Raw genomic sequence first — 22417 nt, forward strand, 5'->3', positions numbered from 1 at the left:
TTTTGTCATATAAAATGTCACCATAATTTGAATATTAATGTCAACGCCCAAACCCTTGATGGTTTGGGCTTTTTTTGATTTTGGAGTTCACTTTAACTAACAAGGGGAGTCGAAATTTCAATCATATTATTGGACCGGTATCTATTCAATACCACAAACTGAATTCAAACTTTGTTCTAGTTAAAAAAGAGCATAAACCGGACACTCTGGTTTTTCGACAAGGCTGTAAACCCCATCTGTTCAGGGAAAAGGAAACTCGTTGAAAAGCTCGCAATCAGACGAAATCTTAACATACGGACGTGTGCGATGGCGATGGTGAACAGCGAAATCATTTACGCATAAGGCAAAGGCGGTAGGAAGAAATCTCTTCTGCTTTTACTATATGGAAAAATTGAGAAAAGGTCTTTCTTATGACGTAGCGTAATGAGTTACAATATGAAACAGGAGGTAATCAATATGGGCAAATACAGAGCGATACCACAAGGCTATATGACGGTTGGCGAGGTTGCAAAGAAAATTGGAATTACCATTCGCACCTTGCAATATTACGATAAAGAGGGAGTGTTTTCTCCTTCAGCAGAAAGCGACGGTGGACGGAGGCTTTATACAGATAAGGATTTAATTAAGCTCCATCAAATTCTATCATTAAAATCTCTGGGCTTTTCATTGAATGACATCAGAGGGAGATTAATTTCTCTTGATACTCCGGCGGAAGTTGCTAATGCACTAAACGAACAAGCTACCGATATACGAAGAAAAATTGAAGCTTTGGCGGACTCTTTGACAGAGATTGAAAAATTAAAAGCAGAAGTATTGCAGATGCAGACGGTAGATTTCAAAAAATATGCGGACATTATTGTTAATCTTCAAATGAAAAACGAATTTTATTATCTCATTAAACATTTTGATGATGAAACCCTTGACCATATCCGTGATCGTTTTGATAAAGAGAGTGGTTTGGCTTTTATGAATAAATTCAATCGTCTGAGTGATGAAGTAATGCAACTGCAAAAAGATAATGTACCACCCGAAAGTGAAAGGAGCCAACATCTTGTCAAAGAATATTGGGATATGATTATTGAATTTACTAACGGAGATATGAGTATGTTGCCCAAACTAATGGAAATAGGTAATTTTGACGGCACAAAGAATGAGTGGGAACAAAAGCAAGCACTTGCCAATACCTATCTTGAGCCTGCTTTAGAAATATATTTTTCGAAGTTGGGCGTTAATCCATTTGGGGAGGAAACGAAATGACTAATGCGATACAAATTAACGGATTAATGAAAAGTTACGGCAATCATACCGTACTCAAAGGGCTTAATTTTAACGTTATAAAAGGCGAAATTTTTGCCTTGCTCGGTGTCAATGGTGCTGGGAAAACAACCGCACTTGAATGTATTGAGGGCTTGAGAAAGTATGACAGTGGAAACGTCACGATAAATGGTAAAATGGGTATTCAGTTACAATCATCCTCTCTGCCTGCTCATATTAAACCAATAGAGGCAGTGAGATTATTTGCAAAATGGAACAAAACCCAAATAGATTATTCTATGCTTGAAGCTCTCGGTATCAACGAATTAAAAAAGCAATATGCTGAACTGTCAACAGGACAAAAACGACGTTTACACCTTGCTCTTTCCTTAATCAATAATCCAGATATTGTTTTCCTTGATGAGCCAACAGCAGGACTTGATGTAGAAGGAAGAATATCACTTCACGACCAAATTCGCAAACTAAAAGCACATGGAAAAACAATCATTTTGGCAAGTCACGATATGGCAGAAGTTGAAGCCCTGTGTGATAGAATTGCTATCTTGAATGACGGAAATATCGTATTTTGCGGTACTGCTTCAGCATTAACTGACAGAATAAGCAAACGATACGCCATTCATATAAAAACGGAACATGGGAACGAAATCTTTGAAACTGACAAAATTGTAGATATGTTGCTGACTTTACTTGAAGATTTAAAACAAAAAAATGTTGAGGTGTTAGATATTAAAGTGGACAGAGGTACACTTGAACAACATTTTATTGAAATAGCAAGGAGGACGGAGGAATGAGTGCTTTTCTATATGGCGTATCATTACAATGGAAATTAGATATAAGAAGTAAATCGCTGTTGGTTACTTGTTATATAGTACCGCTTATATTTTTTGCTCTTATGGGTGGTATATTTACTTCAATAACTCCAGAAATGAAGCATACCCTCATACAGTCAATGGTTGTGATGGGCGTGTCAATGGGAGCGTTCATAGGTTTGCCGCCTTCTCTTATTGAAACATACGGAAGTGACATTAAGAAAGTCTACAAAGCTAATGGAGTGCCACTATACCTCGGTTTGGTATCTATGTTTATTTCAGCATTTGTCCATTTGATGATTATGTGCGTAATTATATTTCTGATTGCACCTATCGCTTTTGATGCCACGCTACCGACCAATATTCCCTTATTTTTTGCGGCACTTGCCATTTATATTGCCGTATCTTTAAGTATTGGAAGTATTTTAGGGTTAGTGGTTAAAAATCAAGCAAAGTTAACAATGATAGCACAACTGATATTTTTACCGTCTATTATGCTATCTGGAATTATGTTTCCGATTAACTTACTTCCTAAAGCTCTTGAGGTTATAGGAAAAATATTTCCTGCCTCTTGGGGATATCAATTGATCTTGGATAATGGATTTCAGTTTAAAAATTTATGGTACTTATTATTTGTGATTTTTGTGGCGTTAATGCTATGTGGTTTACTGCTGAAAAGACAGAAATCAAAATAGTTAAGAGTTCATTATACTCAAGTCGGATCAATCGGCGAAGCTAATATAATGTTACAAAACTACGAGTGAAAAATAAAAGAGGTACCCATACACGGGACACTAAATAGTGGTTCGAGTGTGGGTACCTTTTTGTATATTGGAGTGAACCGTAGGGGAACTTCTGAGCCATGAATCGTTATAAATGCTTTAGTTAACGTGCAAAGGGACACAGGAATTACGTTCAATAAATGTCGTATCCACCATAATTTTAATTTTAAGATTCTCACCTTGCTCAATATTATCAGTTAGTAAGTCAACTGCATGAGCTGCGATTTTCTCTTTCTCAACTTGAACGGTCGTTAATTCAGGCGTAACTACCATGGCTTCGGTTATATTATCAAATCCAATAATGGAGCATTCCTGAGGAACTTTAATGCCTAGTTCAAACATGGTCTTCATAGCGCTTATTGCAATATAATCACATTCACAGAACCAGGCGGTAGGTAATGGAAGCCCGCTTGTCATATAGGTGCTTAGCTGCTTCTTTAAAGCTTCTTGTGAACTTAGTATTGTGGGAGCGACCGAGAGTCTACATTTATCGGAGACGCTGAGGTTATGTTCATTTAACGCCTTAAGAAACCCACGTTCCCGTTCATCAAAATTATGGATTCGGACATTTGAAGCAATGTACCCGATGGAGGTATGTCCATTATTAATAAGATATTTGCCGGCATGATATGCACCCATCACATTGTTAATTTGAATGAATGAAACAGGCAGTATTTCAAAGCAAGTATCAAGCACGACCAAATTTGATATCTGTTCTCCGATAACCGAGATTTGCTCTTCTGTTAGATTTGTTCCAAGCACGATCACCCCGTCACTGCGGTTCTCCTTGGCCAAATTTTCAATGCCCTGTTCAAAAGATTCCATATCTATCGTTGAAAAAATAAGCTCGTAATTCTTTTGACGGCAACGCTCCCCGACAAAGTGAATCAGTTCTTTGAAAAAGGGCTGCTGATAATATTCTTCCAAGACAATTCCAGAGTTTGTAAACACAAGGAAAAGCAAAGAATTAGTAGACTTTGAATTTGAGGTGGTTGTTCTATTTTTGGGTTTATATCCGGATTCACGGGCAATTTGGAGAATGCGCTCACGAGTTTCTGGTCCTATCCCGGGCTTACCGCTAAAGGCTAAAGACACGGCCGCTTTCGATACATTCGCTAATCTAGCAATGTCCTCCATTTTCATTGTTATATTCTCCGCTCTCGTTAATTTAGATAAACAATAAACTGAGTTTATATTATTTTAGTTCGTTAATCAAGCGAAAAAGTACTTATTTAAGTGGAAATATATTAGTTTAGTTTATTGTTTAGTTAAAATTCGCTAAAAATAACTAAACAATTGATTGACCTGATCAGAGATGAATGGTACTATTTGAGCGAGAAGAAGATCGATTATATGTTTATTTTAGTTGTTAAGTTAAATTTACTTTACTTTAGATCTTAACTTAAGTGAAAGAGGAGGCGTTAGTTTATGAAAAAGCTAAAACTTGGTTATGCACCAACACGTCGATTTACGTTTAGTGCTGAGGACGCATTCAAGTACAAGGTGGAAATTCGCAAACAAATTGAAAGTTTCGGCATGGATATCGAAATAGTCGATCTGGAAGGTCTTAACCAGGAGGGGCTGCTTTATGATGACCATATTAATGCGGATCTGATTGCTAAGCGCTTTAAAGAGGAGGAAGTGGATGCTGTCTTTTTCCCACACTGTAATTTTGGTACTGAAGATACAGTGGCTCGCGTAGCAAAGGAACTGGGGAAACCTGCACTACTCTGGGGCCCTCGTGATGAAGCTCCTCTGGCCGATGGAATGCGCCTGCGCGATACCCAGTGCGGTATTTTTGCCACCGGGAAGGTGCTTCGCCGTTTTAACGTCCCTTTTACCTATATTACGAACAGCTGGGTTACTGATCCTGTATTTGAACGCGGCTTTACTAACTTTATTGCTGCTGCCAATGTAGTTCGTCAATTCAAGAGTTTGCGCATTCTACAGATTGGTCCACGTCCAGCTTCGTTTTGGACGATGATGTGTAATGAAGGCGAACTGCTAGAGCGTTTCGGCATTGAGATTCATCCGATTACCTTGGTTGACATTCATCTGCGTACAAAGAAGATTGCCTCAAACAACAGTTCGGAACTTATGGAAACGATCGATTACATCAAAGCAAAGCTCGATTACAGTGAAGTAACTGAAGAGGATGTAAGACGAATAGCCGCGTTGAAAGTTGCAATGAAATCTTTTGCTCAGGAGACCGGTTGCAGTGCTATTGCCATCCAATGTTGGTCAGCGCTACAGGAAAGCTTATCCATTATGCCATGCTTGGCGAATGCTATTCTTACCGATGAACAGATTCCTGTAACCTGTGAAACGGATATTCACGGGGCTATAACCTCGATTATGGTGCAGGCTGCAGCCATGAATGAGATGCCGACTTTCTTTGCCGATATCACTGTTCGTCACCCGGAAAATGATAATGGAGAGCTGCTATTTCACTGTGGGAATTTCCCGGTCTCGCTTTCGAAGGAACAAACGCCGAGGCTCCGCGAGCATTTCCTGTTTGATGACCATGCACCGGGAACTCACGAGGGTCAGATACGGGGGGGAGATATGACCATTGCCCGTTTTGACGGTGACCATGGCGAATACTCTATGTTCCTTGGACGTGCCCGTGGAATTGAGGGACCTTATACACGAGGTTCTTATGTGTGGGTAGAAGTAAACGATTGGCCACTTTGGGAGGAAAAGCTTGTGAAGGGGCCATATGTTCATCATTCGGTTGGCATCCACGCCAATGTCATTCCAGCTATCTATGAGGCTTGTAATTATATTCCGGGTCTGACACCGGATCCAGTCGATCCCACCGAACAGGAAATTCAAAGATGGTTAAGAGGCTCTGATTTGGCGCGTACTTCACATTCTAATATTCTGGTCTAGTTGAAAGATTGGATTCGTCGCGTTCCAGAAGAATTAATAGGTGTTTTCATGCATTCATCAACATTATTATTTTTCGAGGAGGACAACATGGAGATTCGGGAGCTAAAAATCAAAGCAGCGCAAATACGTATGGATTTGCTTACCATTATCCACCGAGCGAAGACGGGACATACAGGTGGATCACTTAGCAACACCGATATTTTAACAGCACTTTATTATGAAATTATGAATATTGATCCAGCACAGCCGAAGTTGAAGAATCGTGACCGTTTTATTGCCAGCAAGGGCCACTCTGTGGAATCGATCTGGTGTATTCTCGCCGACAAAGGTTTCTTCCCCAAAGAAGAACTGGAAACGTACAGTCAATTCGGCACCCGCTTGATTGGCCATCCCAACAATAAGGTACCTGGCATTGAAATGAATACCGGTGCGCTTGGTCATGGGCTACCTATATCTGTCGGAATGGCGCTTGCAGCCAAACGTGACGGTCTCTCGTATCGAGTATTTTGCTTAATGGGTGACGGAGAGCAGGCGGAAGGTTCAAATTGGGAAGCCGCCATGTCAGGTGCTCATTATAAGCTGGACAATTTAATCGGTATTATTGATCGCAATGGGTTGCAGATCAGTGGAACTACAGAGGAAGTTATGGGTCTTGAGCCATTGGAAGACAAGTGGGCTGCTTTTGGCTGGAATGTGGTATCTATCGATGGAAATGATATGGAATCGCTGGTGAAAACCTTCCGTGAAGCTCCAACTGTATCTGGAAAACCTACCCTTGTTATTGCGAACACAGTTAAAGGCAAAGGTGTGTCATTTGCTGAGAATGTTCCTGCATGGCATCATCATGTGCCGAGTGATGAACAATTGGCTACCGCTCATGCGGAGCTTAAAGCTTCTATAGAACAATTCCGGAACGAAGGGCTGGTGCATTAGCAATGAACAACATACCTAATAGACAAGTGATTTGTGAAACTTTGCTTGAACTCGCTAAGGATGATCGCGATATTATGGTACTGGCCAGTGATTCGCGTGGTTCTGCAGCGATGGCGCCGTTTGCCAAAGCTTTTCCGGAACAGTTTGTGGAAGTAGGTATCGCTGAGCAGAACATTGTAGGAATGTCGGCCGGTCTTGCCCACAGCGGGAAGAAGCCCTTCGTAACTTCCCCAGCCTGTTTTCTTAGCATGCGTAGCATTGAACAGGTAAAGGTGGATGTTGCTTATTCACAGACGAATGTAAAGCTGATCGGCATTAGTGGTGGTGTGAGTTACGGAGCGCTGGGGATGTCTCACCACTCGGTCCAAGATATTGCTGTAGCTAGAGCAATTCCGGGTTTGGCGATAATACTTCCTTCCGATCGCCATGAGACTAAGAAAATGACAGAAGCGCTTGTGAAGTACGATGGAGGAGCTTATGTGCGAATCGGCCGGAATGCGGTTGAGGATGTATATGATTCGGATGACTATCCCTTTGAAATCGGGAAAGCGGTGACCATGAGGGAAGGTCAAGATGTGACGATTATCGGGGTTGGGGAAACCGTGCGTGTTGCCCTAGATGCAGCGGATCGACTGATAGAAGAAGGAATTACCTGCCGGGTGATTAATATGCATACGATCAAACCGTTAGATGATGCGGCGATCATTGCAGCTGCCAAGGAGACAGGTGGAATTATTACAGTCGAAGAACACAGCATTTACGGAGGACTGGGTGCAGCGGTTGCGGAAGTTGTCGTGCAGAACCACCCTGTGCCGATGAAGGTAATCGGTATTCCAGATGAACCGGCTATTGCCGGTAAAACGGCGGAAGTGTTCCGTCATTACGGAATTACCAGCGAGAATCTGAAGCAGGTTGCGTTGGAACTGATTAAGAAATAAAGGGCGGGAAATATGAAGATGCAAGAAAAGTATATTCTATCGATCGACCAGAGCACGTCGGGCACGAAAACACTCTTAGTCGACCATCATGGGAACATCATTTCCCGCGCTGCCAAGGAACATAGACAGTATTATCCAAAACCCGGATGGGTGGAGCATGACCCACTGGAGATTTATGAAAATGTTAAGCTGACTGCCAGACTTGTGCTGAATCAGGCTGGTGTTGAGCCGTCCATGCTTGCTGCACTGACCATTACCAATCAGCGTGAGACGGCGTTAGTGTGGAATAAGCGTACCGGTTTGCCGATATACAACGCTGTTGTATGGCAATGCCAACGCACTGCAGATGTTTGTACTGGACTTAAGGAGACCGGCCTCGAGTCCGTGGTTAGGGCCAAAACAGGACTTATGCTTGATCCCTACTTCTCGGCGACCAAGTTCAAATGGATCTTAGATCATACGGAAGACACTGACCAAATGCTGCGTAAAGGCGAATTGCTGGCAGGAAATATGGATAGCTGGCTCATCTGGAAGTTGACTGACGGACAGGTTCACGCAACGGACTACAGCAACGCCAGCCGTACTTCCTTGTACAATATCCATAACCTTTCTTGGGATGAGGAACTTGCCGATGTGTTTGGCGTGCCTCTCTCGCTGATGCCAGAAGTCAAATCCTCGGATAGCCTGTTCGGATATACAGCAGATCACGAATTATTTGTGGAGAGGATCCCGATTTCGGGTATTATCGGAGATTCACAAGGCGCGCTTTACGGTCATTTATGTGCTGAATCAGGAACTGCCAAAGCTACTTATGGGACCGGGACCTCTATCATGATGAATACAGGGGAGCAGCCAATCAATGGGGGAGAGGGACTTGTTACTACCATTGCCTGGGGAGCGGGCGGCACGGTGACCTATGCTTTGGAAGCGGTTATCCGTACGACTGGGGACAGTATTAAGTGGATTCGTGATAATCTGGGATTGTTCGCAACTTATGAAGAAATGGACAATATTCTTAAACAGGTTATTGACAGCGAGGGAGTCTATCTTGTGCCTGCTTTCGGAGGTTTGGGCGCACCTTATTGGAACCCAGATGCACGTGCCGCAATACTAGGGATGAACAGGGGAACCGGTAAGGCCCATATCATTCGGGCAGCGATCGAAAGCATTGCCTATCAAGTCAATGATGCCATAGATCTCTTGCAGTCAGTTTCGGACAATAGTTTGCGCGAGCTTCGTGTTGACGGAGGAGCTACTGATAACGATATATTGATGCAATTTCAAACGGATATTCTTGGGAAGTGTGTTCGTCGATCAGGAGTAGCTGAACTCTCTGCAATGGGATCGATTTACATGGGTGGTCTGGCAATCGGTTTTTGGGATTCCCTTACGGAAATTCCTGTTCAATCAGAGAACTCCACATTCAATCCTTCTATGGATTCTAAGAAAAGAGCATATTATGTGAACGGATGGAAGCAAGCGGTTACTTCCGTGATCGGTACCTGAGTAAATGGCCAGTACGATATGTGCGGGAAAAGAAATTGAAGAAGAAGAGGGAAGGCCGCAAGTGGCCTTCCCTCTTCTTTTTCGTACATGTATCTAACGTGAAAATTCACTCTTCAGTTGATTCTTCCAAGTTTTTCGAAAGGATAGCGGTGTTAGCTCTGTCCGGTCTTTAAACAAATTGATAAAGTGGCTTACATTATCAACTCCAATTTTTTCGCTGATTTCAGCGACCGTGAGCTCAGAATACTTAAGCAGTTCTTTGGCCCGAGTAATACGTAAATTAATGATATATTCACCCGGAGAGAGCCCGGTATGTATTTTGAACAATTTAGATAAGTGATATTTATTTACAGATAATTTATTTGCTAAATAATCTAATGATAATTTTTCATTGTATCTTTTATAGATGAAGTCAAGAGCCTCCATTACTAACTGCGGTGTATCCATAGTTGAATTATCCGTTAGAGGGCTTGAAAGGATGACTTCCGTCAGCAGCTCGACAATGAGTTTGGAGGATAATAATTCATTCCTTAAACTTTTATAATAATGCAACTCGATTAAATTTCGTAATATCTCAGGAATGGGAGTCTCCTGCGAAGTTGAACGAACCGGTCCGTCTCCCTGTGAAAACTGTTCGTAATAAGCTCGCGCAGACGCGCCGTGCAGGTGAATCCATAATTTTTCCCATACATGATCTTTAGCGGGCGCATAATGTTGATAATTCATACAGTCTATTAGAAAAATCTGTTGTGGGAGTATAGGGTACACTTTCCCGCCATAACTCAACCTACCTTGGCCTGAAATGGTGTAGACCAGGAGAAAGGAATCCAAATATTCACGCTCAGTGTAATACGTAGATAGCGTCTTAAAATGACCGATTTCTTGAACATAAAAAAGAGCAGTTCTGGCAAAATCAGAAGGCGTATTAATTAAACGAATCGAATCTTCCGACCACGCATGTTCTGCGCTCTCCCAATAGGCTTGCATCTATAAAATGCCTCCCAAGATTCTATGATTTTTCAACAATAAAGTTGGATGTATTCATAAATATAAGCACTTACAATATGAATATATACTATTATCGCATAGGCGGGAGGAAACATAAATATGCCATCTAATCACATCGCTGTCGATATTGGGGCCTCTAGCGGACGACTTGTGCTCGGTAAATTAGAGGATGGTAAAATCTCGCTGGAAGAAATCCATAGGTTTAGCAACGGTTTTACTGAACGAAACGGTTCCTGCTTCTGGGATATTGACTATCTATTTGATCAAATCATTGCTGGATTACAAAAAGCCAAGACTTATGGCGTTCAAAAATGCTCACTAGGCATTGATACTTGGGCCGTTGATTATGTGATAATCGATAAAAATGGTGAAAAAATTCAAGAAGTATACTCCTATCGTGACAATCGTACAGAGAATGTTATGGAAAAAGTGGCAGCTCAAATATCTCCAGAAGAAGTGTACAAGAAGACTGGAATTCAGCAACTAGCCTTTAATACGCTGTACCAGCTTTATGTCCATGATCAAAGAGAGTTGGAGAAAGCCGATAAAATACTGATGGTGCCGGACTATTTATATTACAGGTTATCAGGCCGAATGATTAATGAAGTAACTAACGCATCCACGACCCAGTTAATAAATCTACATACGCGCGATTATGATACCGATTTATTAAAACTCTTGCATCTTAAAAGAGAGCAATTCGCCGAACTAACAGAACCTGGGGAAGTACTTGGATTTGTTAGTGAAGCTATAGTACAACAATACGATTTACCAGAGTGTCTGCTCATTTGTGCCGCAACACATGACACAGCTTCTTCCGTACTTGGCGTACCTGTACAAGAGGGTCGTTCATCAGCTTATATAAGCAGTGGCACCTGGTCATTGCTAGGAGTTGAGTTAAACCATCCAATAAATAATCATTATGCGAGGACAGCGAACTATACAAACGAATGGGGAGCATTTGGTACTTATCGCTTTTTAAAAAATGTTATGGGGATGTGGCTTATTCAGGAAGTCCGTCGTCTAGAAAACGATCGCTACAGCTTTGCAGAATTAGCCGAACTCGCAGCTAATGAGGAAGGATTTCGAAGTTTGATTCCCTGCAATCATACTAGGTTCTTAAACCCCCACAATATGATTGAAGAGATGCGTAGATCTTGTCAGGATAGTGGTCAACATGTGCCGACAACAATTGGCCAAGTGGCACGCTGTATCTTTGACAGCCTGGCACTTTCATATTATTCCTATCTCAATGAGCTTGAAGAGCTTACGGGTACACCCATTGATGTGGTGCAAATCGTTGGCGGTGGTTCGAATAATGAACTGCTATGTCAATTAACTGCTGATGTTACGGGGAGAGAAGTTCTAGCTGGACCGACAGAATCTACAGCTCTGGGGAATATAGCAGTACAACTCATTCGCACTAGGGATATTTCGGGAATTCACGAGGTTAGAAAGATAATAGGAAATTCATTTGAGATTAAATCCTATCTACCAAGAGAAGTGCTAAATTTCAGCGAACTCATTAACCGTTGGAACTTAGTATCGCGGTTTTAAAGGATACAACAATAATTTTAGGAGGAAGAAAATCATGGATCAAAGTATCATCAACAGCTATAACGAAGCCAAAAAACTATATGCCTCACACGGTATTAATGTGGATGAAGTATTAGAAAAACTGTCTCAAATTAAAGTTTCTCTGCATTGCTGGCAGGGCGACGACGTTAGAGGTTTTTTGTTCAAAGATAAGGAACTTAGCGGTGGTATTGCCGTAACTGGCAGCTACCCAGGTCGTGCTAATACCCCAGATGAACTCCGTCAGGACTTGGAGAAAGCTTTGTCGCTTATTCCAGGCAAACACAAAGTTAATTTGCATGCGATTTATGCTGATACAACCGAGAAAGTGGATCTGGATGAATTGGAACCACGGCACTTTGCAACATGGGTTGATTGGGCTAAGGAACAAGGTCTTGGGCTGGACTTCAATCCGACTTGCTTCTCCCATCCGAAAGCAGCAGATGGTTTCACTTTAAGCCACGCGGACGATGACATCCGCAACTTCTGGATCAAACATTGCAAAGCCTCCCGCAAAATTGCCGAATCTTTTGGTCGTGAATTAGGTCAAACATGTGTGACTAACTTCTGGGTGCCGGACGGATACAAGGATACACCGGTGGATCGCTTAGCCCCTCGTGAACGGTTGAAAAATTCACTCGATGAAGTATTTAGTGAGGAAATTAATCCGCAATACAATATTGACGCTGTGGAAAGCAAGTTGTTCGGTATTGGATCTGAGAGTTATGTCGTAGGGTCACATGAGTTCTATATGGGGTATGGTCTAACTCGTGGTAAAGCAATTTGCCTCGATGCAGGACATTTCCATCCAACCGAAGTGATCTCGAACAAACTGTCATCCATACTGATGTTCAGCGAACAACTCTTGTTGCATGTAAGCAGACCGGTGCGCTGGGATAGTGACCATGTGGTAACGATGGATGACGAACTACTCGAAATCGCTCGTGAACTGGTGCGTGGAGATTTGTTGCCACGCACAAATATTGGCCTCGATTTCTTTGATGGTAGCATTAATCATATTGCTGCTTGGGTTATCGGCACCCGCAACACCATTAAGGCTTTGCTCCGTGCAATGTTGGAGCCAGTCGAGGAACTCAAGAAAATTGAATTGTTGGGTGATTACACTACTCGGCTAACACTAGTGGAGGAATTTAAATCTTATCCTTTTGGAGCGGTTTGGGATTATTATTGTGCTTCTCAAGGTACTCCGGTACGGGAACAATGGCTGGCTGAAGTCAAAACTTATGAGCAGGAAGTATTATCTGCAAGATAGTAAATTACAAAAAAAGACGAGTTTGATAAGAGTTCTATATCCGAGAGCGGCCACTTTACACAAAAGTGGCCGCTCTCGTTTTGTTGTTCAAAATGGGTGCTTGATCTTATTATTTGATCGTTTTGTGGTAAATATTTCAGATAAATGACCCATTTACAGATAATGAAACCGCTGTTACAATCATAAATGAGCATAAACGATCAATAATGATCATAATAAATTATGTATTGATCATTTGGTGATCATATAAATCAATAAATAAAACGATTGTAAGAGATATAGCCTGCACTAGTCCCTGAAGGAGTGAGAGCATGATGTTGTTTGAGGAAGAAAGAAAGAAAAGAATCGTGGAGTTTCTGGAGAAGCACTCTAGGGGATCGGTACAGGAGCTAAGTCAGGAAACAGGCGTATCTGAGTCTACTGTTCGACGCGATCTTAAGGAACTCGAAGAAGCAAAGCTGCTGAAACGTACGCATGGCGGAGCAGTTTCACTTCAAAGCGTTAACTTCGAAGCGCTTTATTCCGATAAGGAAGATCGTTTCTTGGAAGAGAAGCTGCGGATTGCCCGCAAGGCTGTAGAGATGATCAAGGAAGGTGATGCGATCCTGCTGGATGCAGGAACGACAACATTGCAGATTGCCAAAGAATTAAAGAGTTTCTCAAATATTAAGGTTATCACCAACTCGATCATGGCACTAAATGAGTTGAAGGATTGCCGCAATATTGAAGTCTCGATAACTGGTGGGATGTTGCGTCCGGATACGATGGCTTTTGTTGGACCTATGACCGAGAGTTCTTTAGATATGGTGAGAGTAGATAAAGCATTTCTTGCTACAAACGGTTTGGATTTACAAGAAGGTATCTCTACACCGAATATCATAGAAGCAGCTACGAAGCGTAAAATGATTGCGATAGCAAAGCAGGTAATTCTGGTTGCTGATCATAGTAAAATCGATCAGGTTTCTTTCTGCAAAGTGGCTGACATTTCCGAAATAGATCATTTGATTATGGATTCGGGTGCGCCGGACAGCTTCATTCAGAAGCTCATAGAAATAGGCGTTGGTATTACTTTAGTGTAGAACGATGCGAAATTCGAAAATCAAAACAGAAAATAAAAACAATTGAGGGATAAATCATGATCTATACAGTGACACTTAACCCTTCCATTGATTATATCGTGGAAGTTGAAGATTTCAGACTAGGTGATTTGAACCGGATGAAACGAGATTTGAAGCTTCCGGGAGGGAAAGGCATTAACGTTTCACGTGTGTTGAATCAGCTTGGGATTCAGAATAAAGCCATTGGTTTTCTCGGAGGATTTACCGGGCGATATATTGAGGAATGGTTGCGTGAAGAATCGATTTCAAGCGATTTCGTGTTCGTCGCTGATGATACCCGGATTAACATTAAGCTTAAAGCTGGGCATGAGACAGAGATCAACGGCACTGGCCCAGCCATTCGAGAGGCTGAAGCTGATGCCTTAGTGCAGAAGCTAGCCATGTTGTCCGCCGATGATATTGTTATTTTGTCCGGAAGCGCTCCTCCATCACTAGGTGGAGATTTCTATGACAAGTTAATTTCTGTATGCAAGCAGAGTAAGGCAGAATTTGTTATAGATACTACCGGTACTGCATTGAAAGAAGCACTGGCCCATAAGCCTCTGCTCGTCAAACCGAACCACCATGAGCTCGCAGAACTGTTCGGTGTAACGATAAACTCTCGGGAAGAGATTATCACTTACGGACGTAAGTTACTAGAAGCGGGAGCAAAGCATGTACTGGTCTCGATGGCAGGTGAAGGGGCGCTGTTCATCACAGGAAATGAGGTCTACCACGCAAATGCACCTAAGGGTAACGTGAAGAATTCGGTAGGTGCAGGTGATTCTATGATCGCCGGTTTCGTCGGTACTCTTTCGCTAACCGGAGATTTGCTTGAAGCTTTTCGGGCAGGGGTTGCTTCGGGAAGTGCGACTGCGTTCTCTGACGATTTGGCAGAACGAGAACACATTGAGCAGCTACGCCCGTTGATTCAGATATCACAACTGTAAGTCAGTCAGAACTCTAAGTATTCAAAGGAGCTGTAAAAAATGAAAATTACGGATCTAATGATCAAAGATACAATGATCATGGATTTAAAGGCTACAACCAAAGAAGCGGCAATTGATGAATTGATTGCTAGTCTTGTAGCACACGGACGTATAAGTGATCCTGTCCTATTTAAGGAAATGATTTTGAAGCGTGAAGCAGAGTCCAGCACCGGGATTGGTGGTGGGATTGCTATGCCGCACGCCAAAACCAAAGCTGTAAATGAACCAACTGTTGTATTTGCAAAGAGCATAAATGGTGTGGACTTTGAATCGTTGGACGATGAGCCAGCGCGAATTTTCTTTATGATTGCCGCTCCTGAAGGGGCTGGTACTATGCATCTTCGCACATTGGCCGCATTGTCCAGACTATTGATCGATAGTGAATTTATCGAGAAGTTGATGGCTACTAAGACACCTGATGAAGTATCAGAGTTGTTTGATGCTAAGCAGGAGGAACAATTTGCTAAAGAGCAAGAGAAAGAGAAAAGAAAGAAAGCAAAGGAACTCGAAAAGGTAAACGAGAAGTCCGAGCCTGAACGTGAAATTATTGGCAATCCGGACTCACAAGCCTTCGTTGTCGCTGTTACTGCATGCCCTACGGGAATTGCCCATACCTTTATGGCAGAAGATGCGCTCAAGAAAAAGGCTCTAGAAATGGGCGTTAACATTCGCGTGGAGACGAATGGTTCAGAGGGTGCCCAGAACGTACTGACCGCTGATGAGATCCGGCGCGCAAGCGGTGTTATTGTCGCAGCTGATAAAAATGTAGAGATGGCCCGTTTCGATGGAAAACCAGTGCTGCAAAGACCGGTAAGTGACGGTATCCGTAAGTCAGAAGAGTTGATTCGGAAAGCGATGAATGGTGAAGCTCCGATCTACCACAGTGAAGGACGCGGTGGCAGTACTGAGGAGACAGCCGAGAAATCCGTTAGTATTGGTGGCAAAATATATAAGGATTTGATGAACGGAATATCTCACATGTTGCCGTTTGTAGTCGGTGGTGGTATCCTTCTGGCAATTTCCTTCCTGATCGAACAGATAGGGGGCGACAACCACCCATTATTCCAGCTATTACAGACGATTGGTGGAGGGGATGGTGCTTTCCATTTCCTAATTCCGGTGCTTGCTGGATTTATAGCTATTAGTATTGGTGATCGTCCGGCCCTGATGCCGGGTATGGTTGGTGGTATTATGGCCCTGAATTCCAATGCTGGATTCCTTGGCGGCCTGGCTGCAGGTTTCTTGGCAGGTTATGTTATCATTGGATTACGTAAAGTGTTCGCTGGTCTGCCAAAAGCGATCGAGGGCTTGAAGCCGATTATGTTATATCCAGTATTCGGTCTACTGATTACTGGGGGGATCATGTATTATCTGATTGATCCAGTTTTTAGTTGGATTAACGTGGGTTTAATTGATGGACTTAACAACCTTGGAACTACGAATGCAGTTATTCTAGGTATGGTTCTCGCTGGAATGATGTCCATTGATATGGGTGGTCCCTTTAATAAAGCGGCTTACACATTCGCTATCGGGGTATTCACTACCAGTGGAAATACAAATGGGTTTATGATGGCTGCTGTAATGGCGGGCGGGATGGTTCCACCACTTGCCATAGCGCTTGCAACTACGTTTTTCAAGGATAAATTCACCGAATCGGAACGCAAATCAGGATTAACAAATTATGTACTTGGACTGTCATTCATTACCGAAGGAGCGATTCCATTCGCCGCAGCTGATCCGCTTCGTGTACTGTCTTCCTGTATTCTGGGTTCGGCCGTTGCTGGTGGTCTCACTCAACTGTGGAATATTAACGTCCCGGCACCGCATGGTGGGATCTTCGTAGCCGCTCTTTCGAGTCATGCATTACTGTTCCTATTGGCTGTTATCATCGGTTCGGTCATCTCAGGGTTGATTCTCGGGTTGTGGAAGAAACCGTTAACAGCGAAGTGATTTAATTCCGATCCGAAAAAAAGGGATTGACAGTAGTTCGATCTCCCAGTATGATCAGAATCACAACAAAAGCAAATTGATCATGAATCAACTAGTTATCTAGAGATTCAACGGAAAGCCGATGGCTGCGACTCAATCCTTGAGTATGCGACTTAGGCTAACGTTGAGTCTTTTTTTATTACCATGATTCTAAAAATCAGAAGAAAGGGAGTTCTCACGCTGTAAAACCAAGTAATTGCATACGAATAGTAAAAAAACAAAACGAGGGGGAAATTTAAATGAGCATTCAGCCAAATGAAAGTGTGGAATTACTGGAGATTGTACCTATTGGTGGGCGTGTGGGCGCAGAGGTTAGGGGAGTAAGATTATCTGGTGAGCTGGATGCTCCTACCCTAGATTCGATTCGGGAGGCCTTGCTTAAGCACAAAGTTTTGTTTATCCGTGGTCAAGAACACCTGGATGATGCCGATCATGAAGCCTTCGCCAAATTGTTGGGAGAACTTTACAGCCACCCAACGGTCCCCACAAAGCCAGGAAGTCAAAGTATTCTGGAACTGGATTCTCAGCATGGCGGGCGTGCAAATGCATGGCACACAGATGTCACGTTTATTGATGCATATCCAAGTGCTTCGATTCTGCGGTCTATCGTAATCCCTGCTACTGGTGGTGATACGGTATGGTCCAATACTGCTGCTGCTTATGATAGTCTTCCACAAGAATTAAAAGTTCTAGCGGAAAGTCTGTGGGCGATCCATACCAACGCTTACGATTACGCGGCAACCTTTCAGTTAAAGGGAGAGGCAGCGCGCCTGTATGGGAAGACTTTTGCATCTACGGTATATGAAACTGAACATCCACTCGTTCGCGTTCATCCAGAAACGGGTGAAAAATCGCTGTTGCTCGGCAGCTTTGTCAAACGAATTTCTGGTGTTTCCGCCACAGAATCCACGCGACTGTACGAAATTTTTCAAGAACATATTACACGACTTGAGAATACGGTTCGTTGGCATTGGGCTGTTGGAGATGTGGTCATCTGGGATAATCGCAATACACAACACGTAGCTGTTAATGATTATGGCGACCAACATCGTGTTGTGAGACGCGTAACGCTGGCCGGAGAAGTACCAATTAGTGTCGACGGTAAACGGAGTGTTACCCATTTGCCATTGGCTCTAGTTTCAGACGAATCTACAGAATCCGCTTCATAGTCCTAATTCTTAATAAAAAATAAAAGGAGACTTCCTACTTATGAAAAAAAATAATGTGTTTAATAAAGTTATATTTACTCTTCTGGCATCCTTCTTACTTCTGGGCACGATATTTGTTGGAAGTGCTACTCCTGCCCAGGCGACCAAGGCAGACAAAGATAAGTTGACGATTAACGTTGCGGACAATGGTGGAGGAAGCATCTTATCGATCATTAAGGAAAAGGGTTGGTTAGAAGCAGAATTCAAAAAGTACAATGCCACGGTTACATGGTCTGAATTCCCAAGTGGTCCTCCAATTCTCGAAGCGTTTGCTGCTAAGCGTGTGGATTTTACCTTCTTGGGTGATGGTGCTGCGCTGCAAGGGCAAGCCGCTGGACTTAAGTTTAAGAATATTGCACTCATTAGCGATGGCAAGGGAATTTCCAAAATCCTTATTCCTACAGATAGCAAAATTAAGAGTGTAAAGGATCTAAAAGGCAAAACAATAGCTGTGGCCAAAGGTACAACGTTTCACGTGTTTTTACTTAAAGCACTGATCAAAAATGGGTTAAAAGAAAGTGATGTAAAGCTTGTTAATCTCCAGTTAGCCGACGGATTGCCAGCTTTCGTTAGCGGAAAAGTAGACGCTTGGGTAACTCCGGAACCATATGTAACCCAACTAATTAGCGCAAAAACAGCAAAGTTGTTACCTGGATTGGATACTACCATTCCTGCACCATCAGCACTTATAGCCCGTTCTTCAATTATCAAAAGTCATCCAGAGTTGGTAACGGCCTTCTTGGAGGTGTACAAAGAAGCGATCGCTTGGCGTGATGACAATCTAGAGGAAGCGGCACAATTAGTAGCTGATAAGAAAAAGTATCCAATTGAGATAATTAAAATACTCAATAATAGCTTTAACTATACGCTGACTCCGATTACAAAGGAGGCAATTGACGCCCAACAGAAAACGGTAAATCTTTTGTACGATGCTAAATTTCTAAAAAAGAAAGTCAAATATTCTGATTCTATCGACAACTCATTTATAAACAAGGTTCTTAAATAATAAAGGATATACACGGCAAAGAGAGGATAGTCACCTGTCCTCTTTAGCCATTTATATCACAAGGAGGTATTCTAATGTCTACAGCTTTGCTGCAAATCAGAGAGGTAAGTAAAACCTTCCATTCAGATGGAGGAGATACAGTAGCTTTGGATCAAATTGGTCTAGCGGTGAATACAGGAGAGATTGTATCTATTATTGGGCCGAGTGGCTGCGGTAAGAGTACATTGCTCAAAATTGTCGCAGGTTTAGACATAGATATTGAAGGAGATGTGTTGTTGGAAGGAGAACCCATTACTCGTCCTTCCCGTGAAAAGGGTTTTATTTTTCAGGAGCATCGTTTATTCCCTTGGTTAAATGTTGAACGTAACATTGCTGGAAATCTTTCTCTGCGTGACCCGGCTGTACGCCGTCAAGTGGATGATTTGATTACACTTGTTAAATTGCAAGGATTCGAGAAGACATATCCGAAACAGTTATCCGGTGGGATGGCCCAGCGGGTAGCTATTGCCCGAGCATTACTGCGTAATCCAAAGGTATTGTTACTTGATGAACCTTTCGGCGCTTTAGATGCTTTCACGCGGAGTCATATGCAAGAAGCACTTCTTGATATATGGCGAGAAAATCGTACGACGATGCTATTCGTCACTCATGATATAGATGAAGCGGTTTTCTTATCCCATCGCATTGTTGTACTAGATTCTCGGCCGGGACGGATTAAGTCGATCATCACAAATGACTTGACCTTACCGCGTAAACGTACGAGTACTGCATTTCAGGAACTACGTACCGTTGTCCTGCGAACATTAGAGCATACAGAACCGGAAAAGGAAAGCTGGGAAATATAAATTCAACATAGAAAGGTAGATGATTTATTATGTCCTTAACCCCTTCTGATACGGCATCTAATTTGATAGAGAAGTCTGGTAAGCCCGTTCTGAAGACGCTAAAAAACCAGAGCAGTGCTCCCGCCTTAAGAATAACCCAGAAGAATCGTAGTTCAAAGGTGAGAAAACTCGTCTTAGGTAGCGTGCTGCCAGTGCTAACTTTGGTAGTGTGGCAATATGCTAGCGCAAACGAGATTGTAGATGCGACCTTGTTTCCAGCTCCAACTACCATTGTGAAATCATTTTATGATTTGATTGTGACTGGTGTTCTATATGAACATTTACAGATCAGCGTCGTACGAGCTATACTCGGTTTCCTACTTGGCGGTAGCTTAGGGTTATTGTTAGGTCTCATCGTGGGGATGTTCAACCGAGCAGAGGAAGTATTCGATCCCACTGTGCAAATGCTGCGGACAGTTCCGCTACTTGCGATTACTCCGTTGTTTATCCTCTGGTTTGGTTTTGGGGAATTGTCTAAGGTATTGTTAATTGCGCTTGGAGCTTTTTTTCCGTTATATGTGAACACATTTCTAGGTGTTCGAAATGTTGATTCGAAGCTGTTTGATGTGTCTAAAGTGCTGGAATTCAGTCGTATTCACCAAATAACTCGCCTTGTTCTTCCAGCCGCCATGCCTAACGTGTTACTCGGCTTGCGCTTGTCAGTAAGTGTTGCTTGGCTTGTACTAGTCGTTGCGGAGCTAATGGGAGCTGACAAAGGGGTCGGCTATATGATCCAAGATGCACGTTCGTTCATGCAGACGGAGGTAGTGTTCGTTGGTATCATTCTATTCGCGGCTGTCGGCAAACTGACAGATTCTTTCGTTCGTTTATTAGAGCGGAAACTCCTCAAATGGCAAGATAGTTATAAGGGGTAGAAGTGGAAATTAGCGTAACTGCTATATCGTAATTGAATAGATATTAAGATGATAAAGGCCGTAAATCTCAATTCTAGTTGAGAGTTTACGGCCTTTATGAGTTTATAGATTGAAAGTTTCATGAAAACTCTGTTACTCTAATAGAGTCAGTATTTTTACCAATAGACACTATTTCACTAATGAAGGGATTTTACGTCATGAGAATTATGCGCATCATCGCCCAAGTTGTGTTGTTGTATTTATTTTACCTCTTAGGTGATTATCTACAACAGCTTCTTCATCTCCCGATTCCAGGCAGTATTGTGGGCCTATTAATACTTTTTGTATTATTACTATGTAAGATCGTACCTGTAAAATGGATTGAGGACGGATCGACTACGGTGATTGCTTACCTTCCGTTATTTTTTATTCCAGCAACAGCTGGGATTGTGAATCATATGGACATTTTTAGCGGAAGAGGGCTACTGTTGATCGTTATTATTATTGTGAGTAGCGTCTTAACCATGGTAGCAGCAGCGCATTCCAGTCACTGGATTGCCATGTTGAGTAAGAAGAGTAAGAGAGAAAAGGGGAACGAATCATAATGTTTTTTATTGCAGCTGGAATTGTTCTACTTAATGTAACTATATATTTGGTGATGTCTAGGATTTACAGAAGATTTCACATTCCTATACTTTTGCCTGCCCTAACGGCAACCGTTGCTGTTGTAGTACTGCTATTATGTTTTGAGATTCCATATGATACATACATGATCGGTGGTCAATGGATTAATAAATTATTAGGCCCTGCTGTAGTATCTTTAGCGTACCCTCTATATAAGCAACGCCATGTACTGCGTCACAATCTTCCTGCCATCTTGGGAGGAACGATTACGGGTCTACTCGTAGGGATGTTAAGCGGGATGTTGTTGGCGGCGGCAGCTGGATTTTCGAAAATGTATGTTCTCTCCATGTTACCTAAATCGATTACGACACCTGTAGCCATACAGATCTCTAGTAATCTGGGCGGCGATTCTTCCTTAACTTCAGTATTTGTCATGATTGCCGGATTCACGGGTGCAATTGGAGGACCTTACATTATTAATTGGTTTAGAATAAAAAGTACAGTGGGAATCGGGATCGGTTTGGGGGCTGCTTCTCATGCTCTAGGTACTGCAAAAGCGCTAGAATACGGTGAACAGTCCGTATCGATGAGCTCAGTGGCAATGACCGTATGTGCGATTGTTGGCTCGATTGTTGGTCCACTGGTTGCGTGGATGATCTATTCATTGTAGGAATATTGAAGGAGGAGGGAGAAAGCGTATGAGAACTTATATTTATTTAGTTCGACATGCTATTTCTCCATTTTCCCTAGAGCATATATGAAACTCGGGGCTACC

20 protein-coding genes are annotated in these 22417 nt (G+C 42.6%); 18 read left to right on the forward strand and 2 right to left on the reverse strand.

Annotated features, from left to right (window positions below; translation table 11 throughout):
* Nucleotides 1-456: 456 nt before the first annotated feature.
* Genes NST85_RS11315 through NST85_RS11325 form a run of 3 tightly spaced genes read left to right on the forward strand, consistent with a single transcriptional unit; the run spans nucleotide 457 to nucleotide 2779 of the window.
* Nucleotides 457-1257 (forward strand): MerR family transcriptional regulator, encoded by an 801-nt coding sequence (locus tag NST85_RS11315; RefSeq protein ID WP_341189338.1) that lies wholly within the window; start codon nucleotides 457-459, stop codon nucleotides 1255-1257.
* Nucleotides 1254-2066 (forward strand): ABC transporter ATP-binding protein, encoded by an 813-nt coding sequence (locus NST85_RS11320; RefSeq protein ID WP_341189339.1) that lies wholly within the window; start codon nucleotides 1254-1256, stop codon nucleotides 2064-2066. Before NST85_RS11315 ends, NST85_RS11320 begins: the two co-directional genes overlap by 4 nt.
* Nucleotides 2063-2779 carry an ABC transporter permease gene (locus NST85_RS11325; protein ID WP_341189340.1) on the forward strand — a complete coding sequence of 239 codons (717 nt, stop codon included), beginning with the start codon at nucleotides 2063-2065 and terminating at the stop codon, nucleotides 2777-2779. The genes NST85_RS11320 and NST85_RS11325 overlap by 4 nt, the downstream gene beginning before the upstream one ends.
* A 186-nt stretch (nucleotides 2780-2965) precedes the next feature.
* Here the strand turns inward: NST85_RS11325 and NST85_RS11330 are convergent, their stop codons facing one another.
* Nucleotides 2966-4009 carry a LacI family DNA-binding transcriptional regulator gene (locus tag NST85_RS11330; protein WP_341189341.1) on the reverse strand — a complete coding sequence of 348 codons (1044 nt, stop codon included), beginning with the start codon at nucleotides 4007-4009 and terminating at the stop codon, nucleotides 2966-2968.
* A 285-nt stretch (nucleotides 4010-4294) separates the two neighbouring features.
* On the opposite strand from NST85_RS11330, the gene NST85_RS11335 reads away from it, so the two are divergent.
* The 4 genes from NST85_RS11335 (at nucleotide 4295) to glpK (ending at nucleotide 9135) form a co-directional block, all read left to right on the forward strand.
* The gene (locus NST85_RS11335) at nucleotides 4295-5758 is read left to right on the forward strand and encodes an L-fucose/L-arabinose isomerase family protein (protein ID WP_341189342.1); all 1464 of its coding nucleotides are present in this window, start codon (nucleotides 4295-4297) and stop codon (nucleotides 5756-5758) included.
* Between the two features lie 87 nt (nucleotides 5759-5845).
* The gene (locus NST85_RS11340) at nucleotides 5846-6691 is read left to right on the forward strand and encodes a transketolase (RefSeq protein WP_341189343.1); all 846 of its coding nucleotides are present in this window, start codon (nucleotides 5846-5848) and stop codon (nucleotides 6689-6691) included.
* 2 nt (nucleotides 6692-6693) lie between these two features.
* Nucleotides 6694-7629 carry a transketolase family protein gene (locus NST85_RS11345; RefSeq protein WP_341189344.1) on the forward strand — a complete coding sequence of 312 codons (936 nt, stop codon included), beginning with the start codon at nucleotides 6694-6696 and terminating at the stop codon, nucleotides 7627-7629.
* Nucleotides 7630-7641: 12 nt separating this feature from the next.
* Entirely contained in the window at nucleotides 7642-9135 is a 1494-nt protein-coding gene (gene glpK / locus NST85_RS11350; RefSeq protein ID WP_341189345.1) for a glycerol kinase GlpK, read from the forward strand.
* Nucleotides 9136-9228: 93 nt separating this feature from the next.
* Here glpK and NST85_RS11355 read toward each other — a convergent pair whose 3' ends face one another.
* Nucleotides 9229-10122, reverse strand: a complete 894-nt coding sequence (locus NST85_RS11355) for an AraC family transcriptional regulator (protein ID WP_341189346.1) — start codon at nucleotides 10120-10122, stop codon at nucleotides 9229-9231.
* 120 nt (nucleotides 10123-10242) lie between these two features.
* On the opposite strand from NST85_RS11355, the gene rhaB reads away from it, so the two are divergent.
* The 11 genes from rhaB (at nucleotide 10243) to NST85_RS11410 (ending at nucleotide 22312) form a co-directional block, all read left to right on the forward strand.
* Nucleotides 10243-11700, forward strand: a complete 1458-nt coding sequence (gene rhaB / locus NST85_RS11360) for a rhamnulokinase (protein WP_341189347.1) — start codon at nucleotides 10243-10245, stop codon at nucleotides 11698-11700.
* A 34-nt stretch (nucleotides 11701-11734) separates the two neighbouring features.
* Entirely contained in the window at nucleotides 11735-12991 is a 1257-nt protein-coding gene (gene rhaA, locus NST85_RS11365) for an L-rhamnose isomerase (RefSeq protein ID WP_341189348.1), read from the forward strand.
* Nucleotides 12992-13302: 311 nt separating this feature from the next.
* A complete protein-coding gene (locus NST85_RS11370; RefSeq protein WP_341189349.1) occupies nucleotides 13303-14070 on the forward strand; it encodes a DeoR/GlpR family DNA-binding transcription regulator in 768 nt (255 codons plus the stop codon).
* A gap of 56 nt (nucleotides 14071-14126) precedes the next feature.
* Nucleotides 14127-15038 carry a 1-phosphofructokinase gene (gene pfkB, locus NST85_RS11375; RefSeq protein ID WP_341189350.1) on the forward strand — a complete coding sequence of 304 codons (912 nt, stop codon included), beginning with the start codon at nucleotides 14127-14129 and terminating at the stop codon, nucleotides 15036-15038.
* A gap of 39 nt (nucleotides 15039-15077) precedes the next feature.
* On the forward strand, nucleotides 15078-17027 hold the full coding sequence (locus tag NST85_RS11380) for a PTS fructose transporter subunit IIABC (RefSeq protein ID WP_341189351.1): 1950 nt from the start codon (nucleotides 15078-15080) through the stop codon (nucleotides 17025-17027).
* A 278-nt stretch (nucleotides 17028-17305) separates the two neighbouring features.
* Nucleotides 17306-18235 (forward strand): TauD/TfdA dioxygenase family protein, encoded by a 930-nt coding sequence (locus tag NST85_RS11385; RefSeq protein ID WP_341189352.1) that lies wholly within the window; start codon nucleotides 17306-17308, stop codon nucleotides 18233-18235.
* 40 nt (nucleotides 18236-18275) lie between these two features.
* Complete coding sequence (locus NST85_RS11390) at nucleotides 18276-19280, forward strand: aliphatic sulfonate ABC transporter substrate-binding protein (RefSeq protein WP_341189353.1); 1005 nt, start codon at nucleotides 18276-18278, stop codon at nucleotides 19278-19280.
* 74 nt (nucleotides 19281-19354) lie between these two features.
* A complete protein-coding gene (locus tag NST85_RS11395; protein WP_127191888.1) occupies nucleotides 19355-20125 on the forward strand; it encodes an ABC transporter ATP-binding protein in 771 nt (256 codons plus the stop codon).
* A gap of 29 nt (nucleotides 20126-20154) precedes the next feature.
* Complete coding sequence (locus NST85_RS11400) at nucleotides 20155-21039, forward strand: ABC transporter permease (RefSeq protein WP_127191887.1); 885 nt, start codon at nucleotides 20155-20157, stop codon at nucleotides 21037-21039.
* 197 nt (nucleotides 21040-21236) lie between these two features.
* Nucleotides 21237-21623, forward strand: a complete 387-nt coding sequence (locus tag NST85_RS11405; RefSeq protein ID WP_341189354.1) for a CidA/LrgA family protein — start codon at nucleotides 21237-21239, stop codon at nucleotides 21621-21623.
* Nucleotides 21623-22312, forward strand: coding sequence for an LrgB family protein (locus tag NST85_RS11410; protein WP_341189355.1), 690 nt, complete (start codon nucleotides 21623-21625; stop codon nucleotides 22310-22312). The genes NST85_RS11405 and NST85_RS11410 overlap by 1 nt, the downstream gene beginning before the upstream one ends.
* Nucleotides 22313-22417 lie beyond the last annotated feature (105 nt).

The organism is Paenibacillus sp. FSL K6-2524 (assembly GCF_038005525.1).
GTDB classification, from domain to species: domain Bacteria; phylum Bacillota; class Bacilli; order Paenibacillales; family Paenibacillaceae; genus Fontibacillus; species Fontibacillus anaericanus.